This is a genomic window from Micromonospora sp. WMMD736 (genome assembly GCF_049179015.1).
GTDB lineage: Bacteria > Actinomycetota > Actinomycetes > Mycobacteriales > Micromonosporaceae > Micromonospora.
This window is the reverse complement of record NZ_JBMHMI010000014.1, coordinates 1-4,335: the sequence shown is the minus strand read 5'-3', so window position 1 is coordinate 4,335 and position 4,335 is coordinate 1. Positions and strand designations below refer to the sequence as shown.

At 60.7% G+C, this 4,335-nt stretch carries 5 protein-coding genes; 1 reads left to right on the top strand and 4 read right to left on the bottom strand.

Translation table 11 applies throughout. From position 1 onward, the window contains the following. Positions 1 to 54: 54 nt before the first annotated feature. Complete coding sequence (locus tag ACN269_RS32620) at positions 55 to 1,257, bottom strand: cytochrome P450 (protein ID WP_421476864.1); 1,203 nt, start codon at positions 1,255 to 1,257, stop codon at positions 55 to 57. Between the two features lie 554 nt (positions 1,258 to 1,811). Here ACN269_RS32620 and ACN269_RS32615 point away from each other — a divergent pair. Next, on the top strand, positions 1,812 to 2,393 hold the full coding sequence (locus ACN269_RS32615) for a TetR/AcrR family transcriptional regulator (RefSeq protein ID WP_421476862.1): 582 nt from the start codon (positions 1,812 to 1,814) through the stop codon (positions 2,391 to 2,393). 76 nt (positions 2,394 to 2,469) lie between these two features. Here the strand turns inward: ACN269_RS32615 and ACN269_RS32610 are convergent, their stop codons facing one another. The 3 genes from ACN269_RS32610 to ACN269_RS32600 form a co-directional block, all read right to left on the bottom strand. Next, positions 2,470 to 3,702, bottom strand: coding sequence for a PEP/pyruvate-binding domain-containing protein (locus ACN269_RS32610; RefSeq protein ID WP_421476861.1), 1,233 nt, complete (start codon positions 3,700 to 3,702; stop codon positions 2,470 to 2,472). Between the two features lie 97 nt (positions 3,703 to 3,799). Then, positions 3,800 to 3,994 (bottom strand): hypothetical protein, encoded by a 195-nt coding sequence (locus tag ACN269_RS32605; protein ID WP_421476859.1) that lies wholly within the window; start codon positions 3,992 to 3,994, stop codon positions 3,800 to 3,802. 56 nt (positions 3,995 to 4,050) lie between these two features. Further along, positions 4,051 to 4,335 (bottom strand): acyl-CoA dehydrogenase family protein (locus ACN269_RS32600; RefSeq protein ID WP_421476857.1); only part of this gene is annotated, 285 nt, incomplete at its 5' end.

Here is a 4,335-nt window from a genome sequence, read left to right as displayed (position 1 = left end):
ATTCTCTATCTGGAAACACAAGTGTCATTTGCCTCGCCCAGGGGGCAGGTGGCGTCAGTCCGAACCCGATCGAGGTCCAGGGGTGAAAGTCACCGGCAGATTGTAGATCTGGCGGGTGACGCCGGGGCCACGCCTGACGCTGTCTCGAACGACTTTGTAATCCGGGATCCTCTTGAGCAGCTCTTCCAGCACAACCTGGACCTCGATCCGGGCAAGGTGCATCCCGATGCACCGGTGCGGTCCCATGCCGAATGCGACATGCCGGTTGGGGGACCGTTCAAAGTCGATCTCCTCTGGATCGTCGAACTGCTCGGGATCATGATTGGCCGAGAGGAATTGCAGTGCGACCTTTTCACCTTCGGGAATGGTCACCCCGTCGATGTCCACATCGCGCGTCACCGTACGTGCCAACATCGGCAGCGGAGTCAGGTACCGCAGCATTTCTTCGACGGCCGAAGGGATCAGTTCGGGGTGATCAATCAATCGTTGACGCAGTTCAGGTCGCTCATCCAGCAGCAGGGCGATGTGCGCTGACGCGTTCGTGGTTGTGTCCAGCCCTGCGGCCACAAGGGTGGTCAGCAACATGACGAACTCCATGACCTCGATCTCGCGACCGTCGATCTGCATACGCCGAGCGATTGACGGAATATCGTCGCCTTCGCTGCCCGCGAGCTGCTCATAGAGCGGAGCGAAATACATCGCTACTTCCAGTTCCCATTTGGCGTCTTCGCTGCCAGGCTCCGGAATGGTGAATGCCAACTGCGCCCAACGGCGGAAGCTCGGGAAGTCTTCGATCGGAAGGTTGAGGAGCTGCAGCGCGGCAAACGCTGGGAACGGCACGAAGAGATCCTCGCTCAGGTCCGCCGAACCCTTCTCGATGAAGCTGTCGATCATCTCGGTGACTTTTGCTCTGATAGCCGGCTCGGTCGGGGCCACCATCCGTGGCGTCAGCTTGCGCAACAGCGGCTGGCGATAGTCCATGTGAGTGGGAGGGTCGATCATCAGAGGCGCCGGCTTCGCCAACAACGGCTCGCTCGGAATCGTCACGTCGGAGGAGCTGTAGGTTGCGGCATCGACCGCCGCCGCACACACGTCGCTGTAGCGGAACAGATTCCAGAAGCCGCCGTGAGCATCGCTATGGCTGACCGGGCAACGCTCTCGAAGATCGTTCAGGTACTCGTAGGGGGTCTCCATCGCGGCGACTGCCAGTGGGTCCAGTCCGATGGACGACTTCTCGTCCGTGTGATTCGAGGTCATTCAGATTCACCCTTCCGAAACGAATACTGCTGATGCTTACGTCGTCGCGCCTCCGAGATCCGAGGTGCCCGGGCATGTCGGCCACCGATACGACACATCGAGCGCGAAGAGACCTAGAACTCTGGCCTTCACCACATGTTTTCTACATCACTTCTAGCCGTTTGTCTAGACAGTTGTATACCCCTAGTGCAAGGAGCGTGGACAGCAAACGGTCAAGCTGGGGCCGTCCGTGCCGCACCAAGCCACGGAACGCCGCAGACGGGAGCATGTCCGGCCTCCTGGTCACCGCCTGCCGATCGGCACCCGATCAGTTAGCTAGACAACCGAATAGACGCGCGTTGACTGCCCAAAGCCGCAGCTAGTTCACCTCACACGCTCGAGTGCGGCCAGCTTGAGGGTCCACGAGAAGACATGCAGGCTGTTACGCTGACGCAAACTCTGTGTACCTAATGAGCGGATCTGAAGTGCCTTCTCCCCCGAGCCGTCGACGACGCGTGGCTACCGGCCGCCACCTGGACCGTCCGCGTGTCCGCACTGGCCAGAGCGATACCGAGATGGCGATCTACCGCGCCACAGAGAAGCTGCTTGCCGAGCATCCGTTCGCTGATTTGAGCGTGGCTCAAATTATCGAAGAGGCGGGCTTGTCGCGGGCGAGCTTCTACCATTACTTCAGTTCGAAATTAGGCGTCGTCGCCGGTCTGTTGATCTCGGTGATGGACGAGGTGTTCACTGCGGCGAGCCCGTTCATCGTCCGGCCGGGGATGACTCTGACGGAGTCCCTGCAGGCAAGCATCCGCGGGGCGTTGGAACTCTGGACACAACATCGGGTTCTGCTCAGAGTCACGATGGAGAACTGGCCATCCTCCGATGAGCTGGAAGCGCAGTGGCGAAATGCGATGACCTATTTCGCCGATGCGATTGCCGACGAGATCGACGAACAGCGCGCGGCGGGTGCGTTACCCGACGGTTTGCCGAGCACGGAACTGGCAACCGCACTCGTTTGGAGCACGGAACGCTGTCTCTACATAGCAGGTCGTCGCTCGGAAATAGATTCCACCGATGAGATCGAGTGGGTGGATGTGTTGGTCGCTCTGTGGGCCGGCACCCTCAAATTGGATCAAGATAAGTTGAACTGAGTAACGCCGCCACAGCAGGTACGGCCACTGTCCAGCCCCCCGCAGGTGCCGTACCTGTCGATATGGCAACCCGCGGTCACTGGGCGCGGACTACCCTGCCCTCCGTTGCGTCGACGGTGACGCGCTGTCCCTCCAATTGTGTGACAGTGTCCACCCCACACCCGACCACACATGGAACCTGCAATTCGCGGCTCACCACCGCAGCGTGTGACGTCGCCCCACCGATCTCGGTCAATACAGCTCGGACCACCGCCATCGCGTGGACATCGTCAGGGCTGGTCGTGCGGCGCGCGAGGATGATGTCTTCGCCTGCCAAGGCACGTTCTTCGGCTTCGTCGCTGTCGCACACCACGACTCCCGATCCCACGCCGGTCGAGGCGGGCCGCCCACTGGCCACCTCGACTCCGCCTCCCTCGTGCCTAGAGGCAGGAGCCGACTGGATCTTTGCGGCACGCGTCTGCAGTAACCACAGCTGCCCACTTTGGACAGTGAATTCGATATCCTGCGCACATCCTGCCGCCTCGTCCAACCGGCGAGCCGCAGCCATGAGATCGCGGTACGCTTCGGGCTCCGATCGCTCGAGATCGCTGATCGGATGCGGGTCGTGTCGGCCGGAAACGACGTCCTCGCCCTGCCCTCCCGGCAGCCACTCACCGTACGGCGCATCGCTGCGGCCGAACGGGTCTCGGCTGAAGAGCACGCCCGTTCCAGAGCGGGCATCTCGGTTGCCGAACACCATCGCTTGCACAGTGACTGCAGTTCCGCCCAGTTCGGGAATCTGCTTTTCCTTGCGGTACGTGACCGCACGCCGGGAGTTCCATGATCCGAAGACAGCAGCGATGGCTGCATGCAATTGCTCCCATGGATCTGCCGGAGGCGCTTGGCCGACGATCTGGGTGAACTGCTCCGCAAACCGCCCCGCGAGATCATCGGCGAACTTCGGATCGCCCGACGAGTTCGCGATGGTCGCAATCACGTCAGGAGTCTGCCCGAGGTTCAGAACCGTATCCATCATCCCCGGCATGCTGATCGACGCGCCGGACCGCACCGAAACCAGCAGTGGCGATTCTCCACCGCCGAACGTCGAATTCGTTTGCTGTTCGAGGTCTCGCATGGCACTGGAAAGTGCAGCGAGCACATCGCCGGACAGCCTGCCGGTGTCAGAGAAGCGGCGGCACTCGTCTGTGGTGATCACGAACGCCGGCGGAACCTTCGCTCCCTGCCTCATCATATGCGCGATGCTCCAGGCTTTGCCGCCCAAGACGTCGCGTTCGGCGGTCAGTTCTGAATTCAGAGCTAGAACTGGCATAGCGCCTATACACCTACCACTGTGTCGCGTTCGGCAAGTTGTAAATCGATCATCATGCGATTCCTCTCTGAATCCCTGATGCACTCCGGCTGGTTCTCTACCCAGAGCTTCCATCGGGGTTGGGCGGCAGAATCTTAGTCTGCCAGGAGTTTTCAATAAGAGCTGACAGTGCCGATGCTGAAACTGATCCCGACAAGTCGGTGGCGCCGGGTTCCTTCGGGACGATGTCGACAATGAACTGGCTCATCACCACGATGGGCCGGGCCGGCATCAGCGTCAGCGCAATCGACACGCGTGTCTTATCCTCCTGTTCTCGTGCGTCGGCACAGCCCGCTCTGCTCTAAGTAGTCAGGCGAGTGCAAGAAGGTCACGCGCGATCGCCCGCACCTGAATCTCGTCAGTACCGCCGTAGATCTGAAGCACCTTCGCATCGCGGCAGAGCTGCTCCACGTGATTCTCGGACATGTATCCGTTACCACCGAACACCTGAACCGCCTCCAGGGACACATCCATGGCTGCTTGTGCCGCATACAGTTTGACTGCAGAGGCGGAGGCGAGGCTCGGCCGTTCGCCGGCGTCAGCCATCGCCATGTACTGAAGCAACATGTTTTCAATGTTCAGTCGAGCGACCTC

What these genes read in the sequence shown, in the direction of transcription:
- ACN269_RS32615 (WP_421476862.1), top strand. Translation starts at nt 1,812, where the DNA reads ATGGCGATCTACCGCGCCACAGAGAAGCTGCTTGCCGAGCATCCGTTC.
- ACN269_RS32610 (WP_421476861.1), bottom strand. Translation starts at nt 3,702, where the DNA reads ATGCCAGTTCTAGCTCTGAATTCAGAACTGACCGCCGAACGCGACGTC.
- ACN269_RS32620 (WP_421476864.1), bottom strand. Translation starts at nt 1,257, where the DNA reads ATGACCTCGAATCACACGGACGAGAAGTCGTCCATCGGACTGGACCCA.